This window comes from Adhaeribacter rhizoryzae (assembly GCF_008629685.1).
Taxonomy (GTDB): Bacteria; Bacteroidota; Bacteroidia; order Cytophagales; family Hymenobacteraceae; genus Adhaeribacter; species Adhaeribacter rhizoryzae.
This window is the reverse complement of the sequence record NZ_VWSF01000001.1, coordinates 262,144-281,681: the sequence shown is the minus strand read 5'-3', so window position 1 is coordinate 281,681 and position 19,538 is coordinate 262,144. Positions and strand designations below refer to the sequence as shown.

Below are 19,538 nucleotides of genomic sequence, written 5' to 3'. Positions count from 1 at the left end.
ATTCTAAATCTTACCCGAAAACTACCAGGGCGCTAACCTCATAATGCTTATACAAAAATCTTTTTTGTATATCTATTCTATATTTACGGCAGGTAATTTAAAAAACCTTACTTTTATTAAGTACTTGTAAAAGGCATCAACAATAACCCTGGTTATAGATATGCAACTTCCGTCCGGCTACGCCGAAACAGATTACCGTTTAATCTTTCAATCTTTGCCAGGATATTTTATTTTAATCTCTCCGCAGCATACTATTCTGGCCGTAAGCAACCGTTTTAAACAAGCTTTGGCTTTACCAGAACAAGACTTAATTAATCAGCCGGTTACTGCTATTTGCTCTTATTTTTATCCGGATGCAGAAACAACCACTTATTACCAGGAATGGGAGTACTCTTTAAACCAGGTGCTAAGCCAGCGGCAGCCGCATACCATGGCCGTGCAAAGCCTTGCCTTTAACCAAACAGATGCACAAGAGCCAAGTTATTGGCAAGGCATAAATAGTCCCGTACTTTCGGCCAGCGGCGAGGTTGCTTATATTATTTATGAGGCCCGCGACATAACCCAGGAATATTTACTGGCCCTGCAAACCAAAAAAACCGAGGAACGGTTTGCGGCAATTGCTTTGGCCACCAATGATGCTGTTTGGGATTGGGATTTGCGTAACAATACCGTAATTTGGAACGAAAGTTATAAAACGCTTTTTGGCTTTACCCAAATAGATACCAATGCTGCATCCTGGCATGACTTTATTCATCCCGAAGATCAGGAGCGGGTTTACCAGGGCATTACGCAGGTAATTGAGAGCGGCGGCAAATTCTGGTCCGATGAATACCGGTTTCAATGTGCCGATGGCTCGTATTCCGAAATAATGGACCGGGGCTATGTACTGCACGATGAAGCCGGGGTGCCTTACCGCATGGTGGGCTCGATGCAGGATATTACGCTGTACAAAAAAACAGAACAACAGTTAAAAGAAACTTCCGATTTTTTCCAGTTTTTAGCCGATACCGTACCTGCTTTTATCTGGACGAGCCACCCCGACGGCACCACCGACTACCGGAACGCTTACTACCTTAATTTTGTAAGCCGCAGTTTGGCAAGCCGGCCCGGTTTTCACTGGTCAGAATTATTACCCCCGGAAGAACGGGAAACAATAGCCGCTGAATGGCAAAGCAACCTGGCAGCAGGGCTCTATTTTGAAAAAGAACTGCGCATCCGGAATGCCGCCGGCGAATATCGCTGGGTACTGGCCCGGGCCAATCCTAAACAGGATGCAGAAGGGAATATAGTTAAATGGCTGGGTACTGCTACCGATATTCATTCGCAGAAAATGACGCAACTAGCACTGGAAGAAAGTTACCAGCGCTTTAAATTTCTGGCCGATATGGTACCGGCGCTTATCTGGACCAGTAACCCCGATGGCACTACCGACTACCGTAACCAGAATTATTACCAATATATTGGCGACGAATCGGCTAACCGGCCCGACTTTGACTGGACCATACCCTTGCACCCGGACGATAGAACCGAAACTTACACCCGCTGGATGCAATCGGCTAGTACCGGCCAGCCCTTTGAAATAGAACACCGGCTCTGGCATTATTCCGGGGAATACCGCTGGCTTATCTCGCGGGCTACTCCCATGCGCAACCAGAATGGCCAGGTACTAAAATGGTTTGGCACCTCAACGGATATTCACGAACAAAAGCTTTTCCAGCAAGAGTTACAAGACCGCGAAACCTGGTTGCAGCGCCTGCTCGCCGATGCCCCGGTTATGTTTTGTGTGTTGCGCGGTCCTGAACTGGTATGTACTTTTCTGAACCCCCAAATGGAGCGCTTGTACGGTAATCGCGCGTTGGTGGGTCTGCCGGCCCGCAATGCCTGGCCCGAGATAGCCAATCAGGGCTTCCTGGAAGAAATAAATACCGTTTATAACACTGGTCAGTCTTTTGCCGCCAACGAGTACCCGTTAAATATTAATACGGGATCAGCAGCGCCATTCACCACTGGTTATTTCAATATTTCGGTTCAGCCCCTCCGGGATGTGAACCAGCAGGTAGAAGGTGTTTTATGTTTTTCGGTGGAAGTTACCGGGCAGGTAATAGCTAAAAACCAAGCGGAGGCCCTGGCCGCAAAGCTGCAACACGAAACTGAAAAATTTAAATTATTATCGGAGGCCGTTCCCCAGTTGGTCTGGACATCGCGGCCGGATGGTATTATAGATTATTTAAATCAGCAATGGATAAATTATACTGGTATTCCGTGGCAGGAAGGCCAAGACTCGGGTTTACTGGAAGTTTTACACCCCGATGATTATACGTTTACCATGCAACACTGGCTCGATAGGTTAAGCACTGGCCAACCGCTGGAACTGGAGTACCGGCTCCGGAATGCTGCCGGGCAATACCGATGGCACCTGGCCCGGGGCTTAGCTTTAAAGGATGTGGCAGGCAATATTGTAAAATGGTGCGGCACTTGTACCGATATTCACGACCAGAAGGATATACAGCGGAAGTTACAGGAAAGTAATGAGCGTTTCCGGTTCTTAGCCGAGGCCATACCGCAAAAAGTATGGACCGCGAAGCCCAACGGTGAGGTTGATTATTTTAACCAACAGTGGCTGCAATACACCGGTTTAAAGATGGAGGAACTAACCGAATGGGGCTGGCAAAGAGTAATGCACCCCGATGATTTGCCGCATACTTTACAAGCCTGGAAAAATAGCCTCGCTACTGCCACTGATTTTCAAACGGAAAACCGCTTGCGGCGTGCCGATGGCACTTACCGCTGGCAGCTTACCCGCGGTTTACCCATGCACAACCAGTGGGGCCTGATTACCATGTGGGTAGGCACCATTACCGATATTCACGACCAGAAAACAGCCCAGGAGAATCTGCAGGAAGCTAACTCGGAACTTAAAAGAATTAACGAAGATCTTGACCGCTTTGTCTACACCGCTTCCCACGACCTGAAATTACCCATAATAAACATGGGCGGCCTTTTCGAAGAAATTATTAAGTCAGGCGCGTTCACCGATCCTGACCACGCTAAGCTGGTGCAATTATTTTACAAATCGCTCGACCAGATTAATACCACCATTACCGACCTGTCGGAAATAGCCAAAGTCCAGAAAAATATTCACGCCGAAAAAGAAAAAATTGACCTGGCGGCGCTTACCGAAGAAATTTGTTTAAGTATTCAGGATCAGATTCAAAGTTCCGGCGCCCAAATAAATACCGATTTTGCGGCCGTACCGCACCTGGAATTTTCTAAAGCTAATTTGCGCAGCATTCTGTATAACCTTATCAGCAACGCCATTAAATACCGCTCGCCCGAACTGGTGCCGGCAGTTCTGGTAAAAACCAGCATTGGCCCAGACCATGTAATACTCTCGGTGCAGGATAATGGCCTGGGCATTAACCTGGATTTGCACAAAGAAAAGTTATTCCAGATGTTTAAGCGGTTTCACAGCCACGTACCCGGTACCGGCCTGGGCTTGTACATGATTAATCGGATTATGCAAAACAACAACGGCCACGTAGAAGTGGAAAGCAAAATCAAAGAAGGCAGTACTTTCCGGGTTTATTTCCGGAAACCCTAAATTTGTTTATTTTTACCACATGAGACCGCTGGATTTAATATTACTGATAGACGACGACGAAACGACCAATCATGTGAATTTGCGTACCCTGAAGCGCACCAATATTGCGAAGGATATTAAAATATTTATGAACGGGGAACAAGCGCTGCATTACCTTAAAGCAATAGCGGCCCAAACAGGTAGCGCAACTTCTGAAGAATATCCTGACCTGATTTTTCTGGATATTAAAATGCCCATTATGGATGGCTTTGAGTTTCTGGATGCTTACCAGGAACTGCACGCCCACTACCAGATTCCTGCCAAAATTATGATGCTTACGTCCTCGGCCAGTTTTTACGATTTAAACCGCCTCGAAAAATACGACGTGGTAAAACGGCATTTCGCAAAACCGCTTACCGATTACGATGTGAAAGAAATAGTACAGGATTTTTTTCCCGAGCACCTCGCCTAAAAATATTCACGCTGGTTTCGGGAGATCTTCCCCAGAATATTTTTCAGAAAACAGCTAAATTATCTGCCTCGCCAGTTAAAAAATTAATAATATTTGGCTATTTGCCCGCTGCATGATACCCTTACCCCCATCTAAACTGCCCCAGGTTGGTACCAGTATATTTTCGGTTATGTCGCAATTGGCCCAGGGGCACGGGGCCATTAATTTATCGCAAGGCTTCCCCGATTTTAGTTGTCCGGCCGAACTAGCAGAACTGGTTGGAACCTATACCCGCAACGGCTTTAACCAATACGCTCCCATGACCGGAGTAGCAAAATTGCGGGAAAATATTAGCCGGAAAACAGAACTGCTGTATAGTGTAGCACCCAACCCCGAAACCGAAATAACCATAACTTCCGGTGCGACCGAAGCCTTATTTTGTGCCATTGCCGCGGTGGTGCGCCCCGGCGACGAGGTGCTGGTAATTGAACCCGCTTACGACTCGTATGTACCGGCTATTTTACTCAATGGCGGGCAGCCCGTGTTTATACCGCTTTCTTTTCCGGATTACAAAATAGATTGGAATTTAGTTAAAAGCCGCATTACCCCCAAAACCCGGCTCTTGCTGCTCAACTCGCCGCATAACCCAACCGGTGCCACGCTAAGCACCGAAGATTTAGCTAGTTTATCCGAAATTATCCGGGATACAAATATTTTCCTGATCGGCGACGAAGTATACGAACACATGGTTTACGACGGGCAGTTGCACCAAAGCTTATTGCGCCGCGCCGAATTATTTAGCCGGAGTTTTATCATTTCATCGTTCGGGAAAACGTACCACGCTACCGGCTGGAAAGTAGGTTACTGTGTAGCGCCGCCGGCCCTTACCCAAGAATTCCGGAAGATACACCAATATTTAACTTTTAGCACCATTACGCCCGTTCAGTACGCCTTAGCCGATTACCTGGAAAATACCGAGCATTATCTGAACCTGCCTGCTTTCTACGAGCAAAAGCGCAATTTATTCAGCCACCTCATGGTTTCCTCGCGCTTCGAAATAATACCATCGGCCGGCACCTACTTTCAGTTAGCGCATTATAAAGATATTACCGACGAACCCGACGTAGCTTTTGCCAAACGATTGACGCAGGAAATTGGCGTGGCAGCCATCCCGGTTTCGGTATTTTACCACAACCAGCAAGATAATAAAGTACTACGTTTCTGTTTTGCCAAAAACGAAGCAACTTTACGCCAAGCCGCCGAGAAACTTTGTGTATTGTGAGAAAGTAATTAGTTGTTAGTTTCTAGGTTCTAATAGTGAGTGTTTTGGCAAGTAGAAATTATAAAAGGAGTTATAACCTGTTGATTTGGAATATTGGTGCGTTTAACTTTTAAGGTTCTTATTTTTATAGGGCTATTAATTCCATCGCTGTCATTCAGGAGGAACCTATTTTGCAGACAACCAAATAGGTTCCTCCTGAATGACAAAGGTGGAGTGCTTAAAATTATAACAAATTGAGCTTTAATATTTTCGATATTTTTTTTCATTAATAACTAGCCACTAATAACTAACAACTAATACCTAATTACTAACAACTAACAACTAACCCCCCATGCACGACCTCTCGGTTACCTTGGTACAAACTAGTTTACACTGGCACGATGCAGCAGCAAACCGGGAAATGCTGGCCCAGAAACTGGTAGGCTTAACGGAGCCAACTGATTTAATTGTGCTGCCCGAAATGTTTACGACCGGTTTCAGCATGGAGGCATCCCTATTAGCCGAAAAAACAGATGGCACAACGCTAAATTGGCTGCAAGAGCAGGCTGCGAAATACAACGCGGTAATTACCGGTAGCCTGATTATTGAAGAAAACGGAAAATATTTTAACCGATTAATTTGGATGCGGCCCAATGGCAGTTTTGAACACTACGATAAGCGGCATTTATTCCGGATGGCAGACGAACACCAGGTTTATACCGCTGGCACTTCCCGGCTGCTTGTTACGCTAAAGGAATGGCGTATTTGTCCGCTGGTTTGTTATGATTTACGGTTTCCGGTCTGGAGTCGCAATACTGGCCCTGATTACGATTTATTGTTGTACGTTGCCAACTGGCCGGCCAAAAGAAATTTGGCCTGGAAAACCTTACTACCCGCCCGGGCCATCGAGAACCTGGCTTATGTAGTGGGCGTGAACCGGGTTGGCGAAGATAGCAAAGGCATTATTTATTCCGGCGACTCAGCGGCCTACGGACCAACCGGTGAAGTTATCTGGCAACAGCACGAAACAGAAGCCATCCAAACAATTAAACTCAGCCAGGCAACTTTACAAGCTTACCGCCAAGCCTTCCCGGCCTATTTAGATGCCGATGCGTTTAGTTTAAATAATCTGCCAGATTAAAATATTCTTTTAGATGCGGTTTTATTTCTTCGGGGTTATTTACCGGAATATATTGCAAATAAAATCGGCTTTGCACAATAGCCGTTAGCCGGGTGTGGGTACCTTCTATTAAAATTAAACCGGGTTTATCTTCCCGAATTATTTCTTCCACTAATTTAAAAGCTGCACCCAAATTGCCGTTTGGCTCGGCTACCTTAAAATAAATGGCATATTTGGCCGCTTCCTGTATTAACCGGCTAGCTTGCGTAATTAGCATTTCGTCAGATAACGAATCTACATCCAGAACCGCTATCTCCGGATTTTGGGCTTTAAGCCAGGAGAGCAACGGCCGTTGAAAAGAGAAACTGGCTGTATTTTCGATATTAACCTGAATAAAAGCTTCCATTTGCTACAGCACCACTACTTTGTAAGCCTTGCGGCGGAAATCGGCGGTAATTACCTGCACCAAATACAAACCCGGCGTTAAACCCGCCACTTTAACCCGGTGAATATTAGACAATTCGTTGCCGGCAATATTTATGCGCTGTCCGGCCAAATTATATAGCGTAAAGGTTACGCGGTCGGGGCTCTGGATGGTTAAAGTTAAATCGCGGTTTACCGGGTTCGGATAAATAACCACCTGGGTTTGTTCGGGCAATGGTTCAGGATCTACTATTTCGCCGCGCATTTGCTGGCTTAAATAATGGATACCACCGGTGCGGCTACCAACAATTATTTCGGGTAAGCCATCGGCGTTTAAATCGGCGGCAGCTATGGCCAGAAAATTACCTAGTTTGCTGGGTTCAAACGCTTCGGTGAGCGGGTTCTGCAAAATATCGGAAACCGGGGTAAAAGTGCCGTTCAGGTTTTGCCGGATATTCCCGAATATTCTTATTTCGCCGGTATCATCCACTAACAGCAATTCGGGGCTTTTGTCTTTATTTAAATCAGTAATAATGAGGTAACTGTTTTGCCGGGTTAGTTCGGCCGGAATATTGCCCCAGGCTTCGTTTTCGAGGGTAAAATTAGGATTGGCGGCGGTGCCGGTGTTGCGGTAGAACCGGAGCGGTCCGCTGGTGGGCGTAGGCCGTACATTCGAAGCCAATATTAAATCCTGATCGCCATCGTTATCCAGGTCGTAGAAAGCCGGTACATCGCCAATATTCTGGCCTACCGGTAAAGTTTTAATATTGGTAAGCGCATAATTAAAGGGCTGTCCGGCGGTAGCGGTATTTAAAATATATCTAACAGAGCCGCTGTTACCGGTGGTTACCGCCAGAATTAAATCCAGTCGGCCATCGCTGTTAATATCGGCAAACTGGGGTTTTATATCCCGGAAACCGGCATCGGTTAGACTCAAATAATCTTTTGTTTCGAGTTTGAATATTGCTTTAGTTGCCGTGCCCACATTCCGGAAAAACCAGATACTACCCATGCGATTTCCCAACAGCAAATCCAGGTCGCCGTCCGCATCCACATCGGCCAGGGCCGGCACCGACTGCTCGCCGGCATCTACCATATTGGCCTGTAAAAAATCGCGCTGCTGAAATTCGAAAGCCGGTACATTGGTAGCGCTCATATTTTTGTAGAGCCAGGACGATTGGGTAAAATTTACTTCATCGTTAATATTGCTGCGTACGAAAGGGGCCACGAGTAAATCTGGCTGGTTATCAAAATTTACATCTTCGTAATAGGCCGCCGGAAAATAATTAAAACTGGCACGGGTGGTATTACCCGGATAATTCAGTTGCAAACCCGCAGAAGCCAGCACGGCATTGGTTAAGGTGCCGCTGTTGGTTATTCGTACCAAATCGGGGCAAGCATCGCCGCCAACCAATATATCTTTATCCGAGTCGCCGTCCAGGTCCAGGGCCAGCAGGTTCATGCCGTCGTTGTGGTTGGTGCCATCGGTGCGGCAACTGCTGTTAAACAAATAGCCGTTGCACACGTGCGGGCACTTGGTTAATTTACCCCACCAGTTGGTTTCTAAGGTATATTTTAAATTATCGGTTGGTAAATTTTCTTCTACGGCCAGGTTCTTGTAATATTCAACGGTGGTACTGCCCGAAAAATCGAAAGTTAAAATATCCAGATCGCCGTCGTTGTCCATATCCAGCAAGGCGGGTAAATTTTCGCTGCTGGCCTGCAAGTTAATATTGTTGTTAAACCTAATATAATCTACGGCCTGGGTAAAAGCAGGTATGTTGTTAGCGCCGGTGGTATTTTTATAAACTTTAATACCGGCATTCGTTTTGGTAAAAATATCTTTGCGGCCATCGCGGTTATAATCGCGCAGCAACACCCAGCCGGTTAGGTCCCGGGGGAACAAGCGCTCGTATTCCGGGGCATATTGCCACTGCCATTGGCCGTTTTTGTTTTGGGCCAGGTAAGTAAATATTTTATCGAGGGTGCGGTCGTACACAAAAAGGTCTTCGGTGCCATCGTTGTTTAAGTCTATTTTCGAGAAAACCGGACTATTTAAGCCACCCGCCCACGGATCTTTTACCGTATCAGAATCAATAACTATTTTTACATCGTTCCGGAAACGAAACGCATATTGCTGCTGCGCCAAAGCCCGCAAGTGGCAGCTTAGTAAAACTAATAAAATCGCAACGGGTAAACCTTTCATAACACGCAGGAACAAGATAAAGCTATTTTAAAATATACTTATGCCATTTAATATTCAGCAACTCTACGAGCTTTACCAGCAATGCGAACACGTAAGCACCGATTCGCGCGCCGACCAGCACAACTCTTTGTTTTTTGCCTTGAACGGGCCCAACTTTAAAGGTGCCGGCTTTGCCCAACAGGCGCTGGCAAAAGGTGCCCGCTATGCCGTGGTAGACGATGATGCTTACGCCAGTGATAGCTGTTTTGTAGTAACCGATACCCTGCAGGCTTTGCAGGATTTGGCAGTTTACCATCGTCAGCAGCTAAATATACCTATAATTGGCATTACCGGCAGCAACGGTAAAACTACTACCAAAGAGCTAACCAACGCAGTACTGAGCCAAAAATATAACACGCTTTATACCCAGGGTAACCTGAACAACCACATTGGGGTACCGCTTACAGTGCTAAGCATCCGGCCGGAACACGAAATAGCCATTGTGGAAATGGGCGCTAACCATATAAACGAGATTGCCCAATTGTGTAGTATAGCCTTACCTACCCACGGCTTAATTACAAATATTGGCAAAGCGCATTTAGAAGGTTTTGGCAGCTTTGAAGGCGTAGCGCGCGCTAAAAGCGAATTGTACCTGCACCTGGACCAGCACGGCGGCATCGTGTTTGTAAACACCCAGAACGAGCACCTGATGCGCATGGCCCGCCGCATTCAGCATAAAATTACTTACCCTAGTGCTTCGGATTATTTCCACGCTGAGTTTCTGGAAGCTTCGCCTTATGTAATATATAAATCCGAAAACGGCGAGCAGGTACAAACCCAGATTATTGGCGAATATAATTTCGAAAATATTGCCGCGGCTTCGTGCGTAGGTAAGTTTTTTAACGTGCCGACAGAAAAAATTAACCAGGCCATTGCGGCTTACACCCCGGCTAACAACCGCTCGCAGGTAGTACAGAAGAACAGCAATACCGTTTTACTGGATGCGTATAATGCAAATCCGTCTTCGATGGCGGCATCGGTTTCTAATTTTGCCAAAGCCAACGCCAATAAGAAAGTTGTTATTCTGGGCGATATGTTTGAATTGGGCCCCGACAGCGCAGAAGAACACCGCAAACTAGGCGATTTATTGGCCGGCTTAAATTTTGATGAAGTAATCTTATGCGGCCGGGAAATGCAGGTAGCCGCTCAAAATTATCCGCAGTTTAAATATTTCGAAACCAAAGCAACTTTAACAGATTGGCTGCAACAACACCCGCTGCAAAACACGCATTTGCTCATAAAAGGCTCCCGCGGCATGGGCCTGGAGAGTTTACTGGAAGTAATATAAAGAAGCCTGGTAAAAAAAGAAAAGCCTCTGCTATCAGAGGCTTTTTGATTCTTCGTCTTTTTGGTCCGGTGCTGTTTCGGTAGACGTTACGGGCTCCTGTACTATTGGTGTTTTTGTTTTAACGCGGGGTTCATCGTCGTTAATAGAACGTTCTATTTCGTTTTTAATGCCATTAGTGGCATCTTTAAATTCCCGGATACCACTACCCAATGAGCGTGCCAGCCCCGGAATTTTATCGGCTCCAAACAGCAGCAATACAGCTACCATAATTACCATAATTTCTCCTCCTCCTACGTCTCCTAGAAAAAGAAGCATTGTGTTTAGTTGCATGTTATTAACGGGTTATATTTATTAGAACTGACTTGTTCTTAAAATAGTTTAAGCAAATAAATATTTAACTAAGATAAGGTATATTTCTAATAAATAACCTTCCAAAACTGAATTAAGCACAAAATAACTGATTAACTAAGCTCTTGTAATAAGTCTTTAAAAAGGCGAATCAAAATCGGCGAATATTGGTAATACGGCATCTTTGCCCGAAACCAGCGGCGCCTGAATATTCCAATCAATATTTAAAGCAGGATCATTCCAGATAATACCGCCTTCAGAAGCCGGGTAATAATAGTCGGTGCACTTGTACAAAAAAGTGGTATTGTCTTCGAGGGCTACAAAGCCGTGCGCAAAGCCGGGGGGCACGTAAAATAGGTTGTGCTGCTCGGTAGTTAACAAACAGGTTTGGTGCTGGCCGTAAGTAGGCGAGTTTTTCCGGATATCGACAACCACATCTAAAGCGCTGCCCGAAGCAACCCGTACGAGTTTACCCTGCGCATGCGGCGGGCGCTGAAAGTGCAGGCCCCTTAAAACGCCTTTCTGCGACAGCGACTGGTTGTCCTGCACAAAATTTACGTCTATTCCGGCTTCGGCAAATACTTTATAACTATACGATTCAAAGAAATAACCGCGGGCATCACCAAATTTGTGGGGTATTATTTCTACTAATCCGGCTATGGCAAATTTTTTAAACTCCATGTGGTTTTGTTAAGGCTGCGGCAAATTTATTTCATTCCGCAGAAAACTTAAGCCGATTTTAACCGGTATTTTGCAATAGCCTGAATAGCAGCTAAATATTTATCAATTACGTATCGTTCGTCAAATTTTTCTTCGGCCAATTGCCGGCTGGCCTTACCCATATTTTCTAAATCCGCAACCGGGAGCTGGTACATTTTTATCATTTTATCGGCCAAATCCTCACTGTTTCGAACTTCGCACAAAAACCCGTTCTGACCTTCAATTACGGTTTCGCGACAACCGGGCACGTTGGTGGTAACAATGGGTTTGCCCATGGCAGCGGCTTCGAGCAACGTTTTGGGGGTGCCTTCACGGTAAGAAGGCAATACCACGCAATCGGCTTCGGCAATGTGTGTTTCTACTTTACCCGAGGTGCCTAAATATTCAATGGCGCCTTCATCTACCCACTCCTGAAATACCGATTTTTTAATGCCAATATTGCCCGATTCGTCAATGCCGCCTAATAACTGGCAACGCACTTCGGGGTACCGGGCTTTAATGATGCGGGCCGCTTCTACGTATTCTACTACTCCTTTCTCGTACAATACCCGGGCCACCATTAAAAAAGTAAACTGTTGGTTGCGGGTAAAAATTGGGGCCGGTTTAAACCGTTGCGTATCAATACCAGAACCCGGCAACACATCGGTAATTTGTTCTTTTATCAGGCGGTGGTCCAGAAATAACTGCCGGTCTTCTTTATTCTGAAAAAATACTTTAATCGGGAACCGAAAAGCAAACTTGTAAAGCTTTAAAGCCACTTTAGATACAAAGTTGCGCACAATAAATACTGTGCCCAGGCCCGAAACATTATTAATGGTAGGAATACCCGCCAGCCGGGCCGCTACCGTGCCGTAAATATTGGGTTTTATGGTGTATTGCAGAATTACATCGGGTTTTACCTGACGGTAACAATCATAAAATCGCTTGGTTAGCATTAAATCTTCGAGCGGGTTGGTACCCTTGCTTTCCATCTCAATGGGGTAATACCGGCAGCCGGCCAGTACCAATTTCTGCGAATATTCGTCTTCGGGTGCAATTGCTACTACCTCGTGCCCTAACTTCAGGAAAGCTTTTACCAAACCCATCCGGAAGTTATAAATATTCCAAGACTTATTTATAACAATAGCAATACGCATAAAGCAAATGACCTTCGGGCCGCAAAGATACTAGGAATACGTGAATATTTAGGATTTTAATTTTTAGGGAGTTAGCGGTACTAACATATATTTTATTTTAACTAATCAGCAGGTTTATTTTAGCATTCTATACTTTTACCCCACACATTTACGTATACTTTTTTTTGCCTGTTGCCGGTAAGCAGGCTTAAGATACCGTAAATACATTTCCGAACTAAGAATTAAACGCTACATGGCTAAAAAACTTCATGAAACCGCTAAAGAAAAAGAAACTGCCGTTTTGGTGGCAGTGCCAAGCAAAACCCAGGCGGAGGAAAAAACCGAAGAATATTTAGAGGAATTGGCTTTCCTGACCGAAACAGTAGGAGCCGTTACCGTTAAAAAATTTGTCCAGAAGCTGGAACACCCCGATAGCCGCACCTTTGTGGGCAAAGGCAAGCTAGACGAAATAAAAGCTTTTGTGACAGAATATAATATAGATATGGTCATTTTTGACGATGACTTAACCCCCTCGCAGGTCCGTAATTTAGAACGCGAATTAGGTGTAAAAATTGTAGACCGGAGCTTGCTGATTCTGGATATTTTTGCCCAGCGCGCTAAAACCGCGCAATCGCGCACGCAGGTAGAAATGGCGCAGTACCAATATTTTTTACCCCGCTTAACCAACCTCTGGACCCACTTATCGCGGCAAAAAGGGGGTATTGGTATGCGGGGCCCGGGTGAAACCGAAATTGAAACCGACCGCCGGGTAGTACGCGATAAAATTGCTTTGCTCCGCGACAAACTCGAAAAGCTGGATAAACAAAACTACCAGCAACGAAAAGCCAGAACCGAACTGGTGCGGGTGGCCCTGGTGGGTTATACCAACGTAGGTAAATCTACGCTTATGAACCTGCTCTCCAAGTCGGAAGTATTTGCCGAAAACAAATTATTTGCTACTGTAGATGCCACCGTGCGCAAAGTGGTATTAAATAATATTCCGTTCCTGCTTTCCGATACCGTAGGTTTTATTCGCAAACTGCCAACCCGCTTAATAGAAAGTTTTAAATCTACCCTGGACGAGATCCGCGAAGCCGATTTGCTGGTGCACGTGGTTGATATTTCGCACCCTTCGTTTGAAGAACACATTGAAGTGGTAAACCAAACCCTGAAAGACATTGAATCGGGCGATAAGCCGGTGCTGCTGGTATTTAATAAAATAGACGAATACCGCGTGCAGGAAGCCGACGAACAAAACGATATGGGCGAAGGCTCGGGCAAACCCACTTTAGACGAACTTAAAACCACTTATATGGCCAAAATTCACGCGCCGGCCATATTTATATCGGCTAAAAACAGCATTAACCTGGATGCCCTGCGCGAAGAACTGGTGCGGCGGGTAGGAGCCGTCCATTTTGAGCGGTACCCCAATGCTCCTACTTCGCAGCCGGTAAACGAATACCACAACAACCAGCAGAATCAGGAGTAAAAAAACTATCTGCCGAAAATAAAATTAAATGCGGCTGTTTAACCCATAGCGGTATCCTTGGCAGATTAACCAACCGGTTAATCTGCCAGAAGCATCCTTTTACCTTAAAATAAGTAAAAGACAGATAATTTGCGCTTAAAAAAAATATTATATGAAAACGCTATACCTCATGCGGCACGCTAAATCGAGCTGGGATTTTCCGGAATTAAGCGACCACGATCGCCCCTTGAATAATCGTGGCCGGAAAGATGCGCCCCTGATGGGCCGGGAACTGGCCTCGCGGGAAGTAACCGTAGATTTAATTGTTGCCAGTTCAGCAGTAAGAGCCTTAACTACCGCTACCCTGGTAGCCAGAGAACTGGAGTACGATACCGAAAAAATTGCCGTAGAAGAAGAAATATTTCAGGCCAGCAAGCAAGATCTCCTTTCTATTATTAAAAATATTCCGAACCAGTTCGATAAAGTATTGCTGGTAGGGCATAATTATACCATTTCGGAATTAGCCAATCTGCTATCGCCGGAAATGGTGCCTACTATGCCTACGGCTGCGGTGGTTTGCCTGAACTTTAATTGCGATACCTGGGCCGAAATAGCAAAACAAAATGCGGCTTTCGCCTTTTACGAATATCCCAAAAACCTTAAATAAAATATTGCCCGGCCTTAACCTACGTTAAACAGAAAAAACAGGCTGGGCAAATGGCTGTTGTAAATATTTATTAACCACTAATTTTTGCCGGGCTCGAAAAAATTACCTGAGTTGCTGCTGGTGGTAATACCAAAGTATTATTATGGAAAAAGATAAAAAAATATTTAACCGTGAACTAAGCTGGCTGGCTTTTAACCACCGTGTACTGCAAGAGGCCAAAGACCCAACCGTGCCTTTGCTGGAACGCATTAAGTTTATGGCTATTTTTTCGTCTAACCTGGATGAATATTTTAAAGTGCGGGTTGCTACTTTAAAAAAGCTGATAAAATTAAAAAAGAAAACCCTCCAGAAACTAAAAGACGATCCGTCGCAGGAGCTCGATAATATTATAGAGGAAGTAACCCGGCAGCAACACGAACTCGGCGATATATTCCGGAACCAAATATTGCCCGATTTACGCAGTGAGCACATAAACCTGCTGACAGAAAAAGAATTAAGCCCGGAACAGGAAACGTTTGTGCGGCAATATTTTGCCAAAAACCTGCAAAACTTCTTAACGCCGGTTATGCTAACGGATGGCGTACCGCATGTTTTCCTGAAAGACCAAGTAGTATATTTGGCTATCCGGCTGTTTCAGCCCAAACGCCCGCAACTGCACCCCGAAGCCTTTGCTCTAATGGAAGTACCGGTAAAAAAACACGGCGGCCGCTTTGTAAAATTGCCCGAGCAAGACGGCAACCACTACGTTTTGTTTCTGGAAGATGTAATTCGGCTGTGTTTGCCCCAACTGTTTCCGGATTATAACCAGGCCGAAGCGTACGCCATTAAAATATCGCGCGATGCCGAGCTGGATATTGAAGAAGAAGTATCGGGCAACCTGATGGCAAAAATACAAAGGAGCCTGAAAAAACGTGAAACCGGTTATCCGGCCCGGTTGCTGTACGACCCGGCTACCCCGGCCGCGCTGCTGGATATTATTCAAATAAAAACCGGCATTACCGACGATGAATTAATCAGCGGCAGCAAATACCACAACTTCCGCGAGTTTTTTAGTTTCCCCGATTTTGATTTGCCGCGCCTGAAGTACGAGCCGCAGCCTACCCTGCCCCACCCGCAATTACGGTTTCATAAAAGTATGCTCGAAGCCATTTATCACCAGGATTTTTTATTGCATTATCCTTACCAGTCTTTCGAGTACGTTATCCGGTTTTTCGAAGAAGCGGCGGCTGATCCGGCTGTAAAAGCCATTAGCGCCACACTCTACCGGGTAGCCGATAAATCGAAAGTAGCAAAAGCGCTGGTAAAAGCGGCCGAAAACGGCAAGTTGGTAACCGTAGTAGTAGAACTAAAAGCCCGTTTCGACGAAGAATCTAATATTTACTGGGCCCAAAAACTGGAGAAAGCCGGCGCCACGGTAATCTACGGGGTAGAAGGCTATAAAGTGCACACCAAATTAGGCTTGGTTACCCGCCAGGAAGGCCGCAAAATGGTTAACTACGCTTACCTGAGCACCGGTAATTTTAATGAAGTTACCTCATACATTTACGCCGACCACGCTATTTTTACCCGCGATGTGCGCCTGACGAAAGATGTAGAAAAAGTATTTCAGTTCTTTTTCGATCGGTTGCCCAATAAGCGGTTTAAGCATTTGCTTGTAGCGCCTTTTAACATGCGCGATCGCTTTAACGACCTGATAAACGAAGAAATCCGTAATGCAAAAAAAGGTTTACCGGCTTACCTGATTTTAAAAATGAATGCCTTGCAGGACGAACGTATGATTTTGCGGCTGTACGAAGCCAGCAAAGCCGGCGTAAAGGTAGAATTAATTGTACGGGGTATCTGCAGCCTTATTCCGGGAATTCCGGGCTTAAGCGATAATATTACCGTTCGCAGCATCATCGACCGCTACTTAGAACACGCCCGGGTTTATATATTTTGCAACAACAACCAGGAAAAGCTGTACATAGCCTCCGCCGACTGGATGACGCGTAACCTGAACCGCCGCATTGAAGTGGGCTTTCCTATTTATAATGAAACCCTGCGGCAGGAAATCCGGCATATTGTAGAATTGCAACGCATCGATAACGTAAAAGCCCGGAATACCCGCAACGTATACCTGCGCCGCAGCACCGAACCCGAAACCCGGTCGCAGTACGCTACTTACCATTTCCTGAAAGAGTTAAACCCGGCTTACGAGAAAACCCTGGTACCCGAAACGTAATATTTTGGGTAAATTAGTGGCTGGTACATGCTATTTGGCAGCAGGCAAAACAGCATGTACCAGCCACGCTCGTTAAAATTTATTAACCAATTAGATTAAAGTAAATTAGGTTTTAAGTACTTTTGACCCTTGCAAACCTAAATTGCCTGATTATTACCTTTTGATTAATAAATTTTATGCCCCTTAGAGAAGAGTTTGAACGCGACGGAAACTGGTTATTTAAAAGAAGAAGCTGGTTGCCGGTGCTCTTGTACCCTTTTGCCATTGCGGTTATTTATTTTTACCAGGATACCACCCATCCCCTAATTACCAGCGTTAGCTGGGGCCTTATTTGCTTTGGCGTTTCGTTCCTGGGCTTAATAGTAAGAGCTCTTACCATTGGTTTTACGCCTAAAGGTACCTCGGGCCGCAACACCGAAAAACAAGTAGCCGAAACCCTAAACGAAACCGGTATTTACTCCGTGGTACGGCACCCGCTGTATTTGGGTAACTTTCTGATGTGGCTGGGCTTGTTTATGTTTATTGGGGTGTGGTGGTTTGTATTAATTTGCGCCCTGGCCTACTGGATTTATTACGAACGGATTATGTACGCCGAAGAAGAGTTTTTGCGCCGCAATTATTCGGCGCGCTACGAAGCCTGGGCCAGCCGCACGCCCGCTTTTTTACCCCGCCTTTCGGGCTGGGTACCTTCTAACCTGGAGTTTTCGATGCGCAACGTGCTTAAGCGGGAGTATAATGGTTTGTTTGCCACAGTAGTTTCGTTTGTACTCATTAATATTTTAAGCTACTTTTTTGCCGAAGGCGAGTTTAAAATAGATGTGCTCTGGCAAGTAATATTTATTCTGGGGGCAATTACTTTTTTAGTGCTGCGTACGCTTAAAAAGAACACCAAAATATTAGATATTGTTGGCCGGTAACCTCTAAAATATTACTTTAAGTTCTTGATAGCCGGATGTTCATGCTCCGGCTATTTTTTTTAGCCAACACCAAGGTTTAAGTTTAGCGATTAACCAAATAATATTAACTGGCTATCGTTGCCAACCAGACTGCGTAGATCATAAATATTACCCGGGGTTGGTGCGGAGGCTATACTTTGGAGCCCGACCCTTTACAAATTACCCGAACTGGATGCCACTATCTAAGGCAACATTACTCAAACTATGGAAATTTTAGTTTTAATTATTTTAACCTTACTCAATAGTTTTTTCGCCCTGTCCGAAATATCTATTATTTCGGTTAAAAAAAGCCGCATAGCCCAAAAAGCGCAAGGCGGCAGCAAAAATGCCAAAATTATTATGGACCTGCTGAGCCAACCCGAAGATTTTCTTTCGGCTATTCAGGTAGGTATTACTTTAATTGGCATTGTATCGGGTGCTTACGGCGGCGCAGCCCTTTCCGACGATGTGCAACCGCTCATCAGTCAGGTTAGTTTTCTGCAACCTTACGCCGAGGCTCTTTCTATTACCATTGTTATTGGGCTTATCACGTATTTTTCTATTGTAATTGGGGAGCTAATTCCCAAAACCATTGCCATGGGCAACGCCGATAAAATTGCGCTGTTTGTGGCACCTATTATTAAGGGTTTTACCACGCTTACCTTACCGTTGGTAAAATTATTATCAGGCTCTACCAACCTGGTGGTGCGGCTGCTGGGCATTAAAGAAACCGCCGAAGATAAATTATCGGAAGAAGAATTAAGGCAAATAATAAAAACGGCCGGCAAACAAGGCGTACTGGCCAAAGAAGAAAGCGAATTGCACCAGAATATTTTTAACTATGCCGGTCAGAAAGCGCGCGATTTAAAAACCCACCGGAAAGACGTAGAATGGATTGATATTAATGCACCCGAAGAAAATATTAAGGAAAAAATCCGGAAGAGCGTGCATTCCAAATTCCTGGTTTCGAACGGGGTAGTTGATAATGTAATTGGTATTTTAAACTCCAAAGATTACTACGAAAATATGCTTAACCCCCGGCATTCGCTAACCGATGTATTGAAGAAACCTATTTTCGTTTCCGAAACCATGCTGGCCAACGCCGTACTTAATTTATTTAAAAAGCACAAGCAATATTTGGGCGTGGTGGTAGATGAATTTGGCTCGGTAGAGGGCATTATAACACTGCACGATATTTTGGAGGCCATTGTGGGTAATTTACCCGACACCGACGAATCTAACGAACCTGCCATGATTAAGCGGGATAATGGTTCTTACCTCGTAAAAGGCTCTACCTTAATACAGGAATTAAACAAAGAACTGAAAAGGGAATTTATTCAAAGAAATAACGAATATTTAACCCTGGCTGGCTTTATTATTCATTATTTAGGCCGCTTACCCGCTACCGCCGAAAAATTCGTGTACAACGGTGTAGAATTTGAAATTGTAGATATGGACGGCATTAAAATAGATAAAGTTATCATAAAAAGGCTATCCGAAAACGCTACCAAACCCTGATTTAATATTCTCTCCTATTTATTATTGGGGTTCTTTATGCTGCAGATTTACTTGCATGTTTTCCTTGAAGCGCAAAAATAATATTATTACCAAATTAGTTAATGCGTTTAAAATATTGTAGTCATCCTGAGCTTGTCGAAGGATCTAAATTTAACTTTATAATGTTGTTATAGATCCT

The 19,538-nt window shown here is 45.0% G+C and carries 15 protein-coding genes; 10 read left to right on the top strand and 5 right to left on the bottom strand.

What is annotated here, in order from left to right; translation table 11 throughout:
* The first annotated feature begins 160 nt into the window (after nucleotides 1–160).
* The 4 genes from F0145_RS00955 (at nucleotide 161) to F0145_RS00940 (ending at nucleotide 6,433) form a co-directional block, all read left to right on the top strand.
* Entirely contained in the window at nucleotides 161–3,601 is a 3,441-nt protein-coding gene (locus F0145_RS00955) for a PAS domain-containing protein (protein ID WP_150086190.1), read from the top strand.
* A 19-nt stretch (nucleotides 3,602–3,620) separates the two neighbouring features.
* Complete coding sequence (locus F0145_RS00950) at nucleotides 3,621–4,052, top strand: response regulator (protein WP_150086189.1); 432 nt, start codon at nucleotides 3,621–3,623, stop codon at nucleotides 4,050–4,052.
* 112 nt (nucleotides 4,053–4,164) lie between these two features.
* Nucleotides 4,165–5,313, top strand: a complete 1,149-nt coding sequence (locus F0145_RS00945) for a methionine aminotransferase (RefSeq protein WP_150086188.1) — start codon at nucleotides 4,165–4,167, stop codon at nucleotides 5,311–5,313.
* 331 nt (nucleotides 5,314–5,644) lie between these two features.
* On the top strand, nucleotides 5,645–6,433 hold the full coding sequence (locus tag F0145_RS00940; protein ID WP_150086187.1) for an amidohydrolase: 789 nt from the start codon (nucleotides 5,645–5,647) through the stop codon (nucleotides 6,431–6,433).
* On the opposite strand, the gene F0145_RS00935 is transcribed toward F0145_RS00940, so the two are convergent.
* Complete coding sequence (locus F0145_RS00935; RefSeq protein ID WP_150086186.1) at nucleotides 6,408–6,818, bottom strand: hypothetical protein; 411 nt, start codon at nucleotides 6,816–6,818, stop codon at nucleotides 6,408–6,410. The genes F0145_RS00940 and F0145_RS00935 overlap by 26 nt on opposite strands.
* A 3-nt stretch (nucleotides 6,819–6,821) precedes the next feature.
* A complete protein-coding gene (locus tag F0145_RS00930; RefSeq protein WP_150086185.1) occupies nucleotides 6,822–9,056 on the bottom strand; it encodes a T9SS type A sorting domain-containing protein in 2,235 nt (744 codons plus the stop codon).
* A 25-nt stretch (nucleotides 9,057–9,081) separates the two neighbouring features.
* On the opposite strand from F0145_RS00930, the gene F0145_RS00925 reads away from it, so the two are divergent.
* Nucleotides 9,082–10,368 (top strand): UDP-N-acetylmuramoyl-tripeptide--D-alanyl-D-alanine ligase, encoded by a 1,287-nt coding sequence (locus F0145_RS00925; protein WP_150086184.1) that lies wholly within the window; start codon nucleotides 9,082–9,084, stop codon nucleotides 10,366–10,368.
* Between the two features lie 33 nt (nucleotides 10,369–10,401).
* Here the strand turns inward: F0145_RS00925 and F0145_RS00920 are convergent, their stop codons facing one another.
* From F0145_RS00920 to F0145_RS00910, 3 genes are all read right to left on the bottom strand, one after another.
* A complete protein-coding gene (locus F0145_RS00920) occupies nucleotides 10,402–10,698 on the bottom strand; it encodes a Sec-independent protein translocase subunit TatA/TatB (RefSeq protein WP_150086183.1) in 297 nt (98 codons plus the stop codon).
* Between the two features lie 156 nt (nucleotides 10,699–10,854).
* Nucleotides 10,855–11,397, bottom strand: a complete 543-nt coding sequence (rfbC, locus tag F0145_RS00915; protein ID WP_150086182.1) for a dTDP-4-dehydrorhamnose 3,5-epimerase — start codon at nucleotides 11,395–11,397, stop codon at nucleotides 10,855–10,857.
* 47 nt (nucleotides 11,398–11,444) lie between these two features.
* A complete protein-coding gene (locus tag F0145_RS00910) occupies nucleotides 11,445–12,572 on the bottom strand; it encodes a glycosyltransferase family 4 protein (protein WP_150086181.1) in 1,128 nt (375 codons plus the stop codon).
* A 232-nt stretch (nucleotides 12,573–12,804) separates the two neighbouring features.
* Here F0145_RS00910 and hflX point away from each other — a divergent pair, with 232 nt between their 5' ends.
* The 5 genes from hflX (at nucleotide 12,805) to F0145_RS00885 (ending at nucleotide 19,360) form a co-directional block, all read left to right on the top strand.
* Nucleotides 12,805–14,040, top strand: a complete 1,236-nt coding sequence (hflX, locus tag F0145_RS00905; protein ID WP_150086180.1) for a GTPase HflX — start codon at nucleotides 12,805–12,807, stop codon at nucleotides 14,038–14,040.
* Nucleotides 14,041–14,191: 151 nt separating this feature from the next.
* Entirely contained in the window at nucleotides 14,192–14,686 is a 495-nt protein-coding gene (locus F0145_RS00900; protein ID WP_150086179.1) for a SixA phosphatase family protein, read from the top strand.
* A gap of 142 nt (nucleotides 14,687–14,828) precedes the next feature.
* The gene (gene ppk1, locus F0145_RS00895; protein WP_150086178.1) at nucleotides 14,829–16,907 is read left to right on the top strand and encodes a polyphosphate kinase 1; all 2,079 of its coding nucleotides are present in this window, start codon (nucleotides 14,829–14,831) and stop codon (nucleotides 16,905–16,907) included.
* 176 nt (nucleotides 16,908–17,083) lie between these two features.
* Entirely contained in the window at nucleotides 17,084–17,824 is a 741-nt protein-coding gene (locus F0145_RS00890) for a methyltransferase family protein (RefSeq protein ID WP_150086177.1), read from the top strand.
* A gap of 243 nt (nucleotides 17,825–18,067) precedes the next feature.
* On the top strand, nucleotides 18,068–19,360 hold the full coding sequence (locus F0145_RS00885; protein WP_150086176.1) for a hemolysin family protein: 1,293 nt from the start codon (nucleotides 18,068–18,070) through the stop codon (nucleotides 19,358–19,360).
* The last annotated feature ends 178 nt before the right edge of the window (nucleotides 19,361–19,538 follow it).

What these genes read in the sequence shown, in the direction of transcription:
- F0145_RS00935 (WP_150086186.1), bottom strand. Translation starts at nt 6,818, where the DNA reads ATGGAAGCTTTTATTCAGGTTAATATCGAAAATACAGCCAGTTTCTCT.
- F0145_RS00955 (WP_150086190.1), top strand. Translation starts at nt 161, where the DNA reads ATGCAACTTCCGTCCGGCTACGCCGAAACAGATTACCGTTTAATCTTT.
- F0145_RS00885 (WP_150086176.1), top strand. Translation starts at nt 18,068, where the DNA reads ATGGAAATTTTAGTTTTAATTATTTTAACCTTACTCAATAGTTTTTTC.
- F0145_RS00910 (WP_150086181.1), bottom strand. Translation starts at nt 12,572, where the DNA reads ATGCGTATTGCTATTGTTATAAATAAGTCTTGGAATATTTATAACTTC.
- F0145_RS00950 (WP_150086189.1), top strand. Translation starts at nt 3,621, where the DNA reads ATGAGACCGCTGGATTTAATATTACTGATAGACGACGACGAAACGACC.
- rfbC (WP_150086182.1), bottom strand. Translation starts at nt 11,397, where the DNA reads ATGGAGTTTAAAAAATTTGCCATAGCCGGATTAGTAGAAATAATACCC.
- ppk1 (WP_150086178.1), top strand. Translation starts at nt 14,829, where the DNA reads ATGGAAAAAGATAAAAAAATATTTAACCGTGAACTAAGCTGGCTGGCT.
- F0145_RS00940 (WP_150086187.1), top strand. Translation starts at nt 5,645, where the DNA reads ATGCACGACCTCTCGGTTACCTTGGTACAAACTAGTTTACACTGGCAC.
- F0145_RS00900 (WP_150086179.1), top strand. Translation starts at nt 14,192, where the DNA reads ATGAAAACGCTATACCTCATGCGGCACGCTAAATCGAGCTGGGATTTT.
- F0145_RS00945 (WP_150086188.1), top strand. Translation starts at nt 4,165, where the DNA reads ATGATACCCTTACCCCCATCTAAACTGCCCCAGGTTGGTACCAGTATA.
- F0145_RS00890 (WP_150086177.1), top strand. Translation starts at nt 17,084, where the DNA reads ATGCCCCTTAGAGAAGAGTTTGAACGCGACGGAAACTGGTTATTTAAA.
- F0145_RS00925 (WP_150086184.1), top strand. Translation starts at nt 9,082, where the DNA reads ATGCCATTTAATATTCAGCAACTCTACGAGCTTTACCAGCAATGCGAA.
- F0145_RS00920 (WP_150086183.1), bottom strand. Translation starts at nt 10,698, where the DNA reads ATGCAACTAAACACAATGCTTCTTTTTCTAGGAGACGTAGGAGGAGGA.
- hflX (WP_150086180.1), top strand. Translation starts at nt 12,805, where the DNA reads ATGGCTAAAAAACTTCATGAAACCGCTAAAGAAAAAGAAACTGCCGTT.